General features: G+C 42.0%; 2 protein-coding genes. Both read right to left on the bottom strand.

All coding sequences use genetic code 11. The annotated features are described in order from the left end of the window. Window positions 1-986, bottom strand: a 986-nt coding sequence (locus VN429_RS07320) for a methyltransferase domain-containing protein (protein ID WP_325631519.1), incomplete at its 3' end; no start/stop codon positions are given. Beyond that, on the bottom strand, window positions 986-2,042 hold a 1,057-nt coding region (locus VN429_RS07315; RefSeq protein WP_325631517.1), incomplete at its 5' end, for an ABC transporter substrate-binding protein. The genes VN429_RS07320 and VN429_RS07315, both read right to left, overlap by 1 nt.

Raw genomic sequence — 2,042 nt, 5'->3', positions numbered from 1 at the left:
TTGAAAGACTGGATTCCGGATAATCCTGATGATTCCAACATTTCTTTAAACTCATCTCTCGTCACCATGTGATGATGACCTCTGATGAAAACCGTATTCATGGCTTTAAGAGCGTCTTCTTTGGGGATTATCCAGTCATCTTCAAACTTGTGATTTGAAATAAAAAAACCTCTTGATTTTATCTTCGCCGCAATACCTTTGAGCAACACGTGAAGATCTTCAGCCCGGTACAGAATATGTGATGCAAATACCATATCATACCCGGATCCGGGAATATCAACATTCATGTCCCCTGCCTCAACCGAGATACGGCTCACCATATGGTACTGCTTAATCATCTCCATGGTAAATGGAGTGACAGATGGCTTATCAAGAATAATTGCAGACAAACCCAGGTTCTGTTGACAAAAGGAGATGGAATACATGCCATGTCCACCTCCAATATCAAGAAGTGTGTGTGAAGATTGAAATTCCGGGATATTACTTAAGATTCGTGTAATTTCCTGAATCTCTCCCCTCATACTATGCTGACAGACCACTTTGAGAAAATCCGGACTCATCTGTCTGGTAGGTTTTTGCGACTCGGAATTTTCTTTAAAGAAATCTACACTTTGTCCCCATATACCATCAGATGAAGATCTTATTGAATCTCCCTGATATAGTGGGCTCTCTGATACCAGATATGGAGCAATTTTTGAGCACAATCCTACTTTGTTCTCTTTCTTTTCAAGAATGCCAATCTCTACAAGTGCATCTAAAAAGAATTTTCCAAAAGAACTTTGATATCCGAGTTTTTTTACCAGTACACCTGGATCCTGGGGACCCTCAGCATACAGAATATCGGCTATACCTGATTCCAGTGCCCAGGTGAGAACACGATATCGCCGGAAGCCGGCAATAACATCATCAATTCGATGAAAATCTTCAGCAAATACCTGTTCATTAAAAGAAAGGGGATTTGACCCCTTTAGATGGTTCTGCTCCATCACGATGCAACAGGATTCAGAGCACTTTTAATCTGGTCATCAGTGATATCAAAGTGCAGGAATATCGAGTGGAAGTCTTTAATCAACTGATTCAGGTCCATATCCTTGAATTCATCAGGATACAGCATTTTGGCAGTCCATGGAATACCAATAATCCGGTTTACACCTGGTGGGTGGTCATACCAGCTGAACGGGGTTTTTGGAGTAAGATATACACGTTTATCCTTGACCGCTTTGATCTGGGACCATGAGGGATCTGTGAACATCTTCTTGTACAGGTTTGCATCCTCAACAATGATTACATCCGGATTCCAGGTCATCACCTGTTCCATGGATACTTTGATCTCGCCAAAAGCATCAGTAAGTGGCTCATCAACAACGTTAATCCCACCTGCAATGTCAATTAACTGGGAATGAGGAGAACCTTTGACTTCAGTGGTTAGTCCATCATTTCCGGCTGCCTGATAAACAGTAACTTTTTTAGACTCTGGAATTGCTGAAACCTTGCTTTGAACCTGATCTAATACAGATTTATAGAAGGTAATCATCTTATCTGCCTGAGCTGGTTCTCCAAGCAGATCACCCATGAACGTAATCGGTTTTTCGTAGCTCAAAGCATCAACGCTGTTCTCTACACCAACAACCGGAAGAGATCCGAACTTATCCTGTCGTGCATCAACAGTGGACTTCATATCGCCCTGTTGATTATACCCTTCAAGAATGATATCAGGGTGCATTGCAAGGAACGATTCATAATTCCCTTCCTTCCCACCAAACCATCCACCAACAGCAGGCAAATTCAAATACTTTGCCGGAAGGAATCCGGTATTATTGGAGTTCCATCCAATCAACTTGTCAGGTGCGATCATATAAATGAGCATGGTTGTTGGCGGAGAAGTTCCAAGAACACCTCCGATATGTGCTGGGACTGTGACAGTCCGGCCAGCCATATCAGTAATAGTTTGAGTCTGGTTTGCTTCAGCCCAGACAGAGACTGGTATGCTCAACACCATGAGCATTAATATAAAGACTATAATTTTCCTCAAATTCATACTT

Source organism: Methanospirillum sp., from assembly GCF_035560735.1.
Taxonomy (GTDB): domain Archaea; phylum Halobacteriota; class Methanomicrobia; order Methanomicrobiales; family Methanospirillaceae; genus Methanospirillum.
The sequence above is the reverse complement of the archived record's forward strand: the minus strand, read 5'-3'. Positions and strand labels throughout refer to the sequence as shown.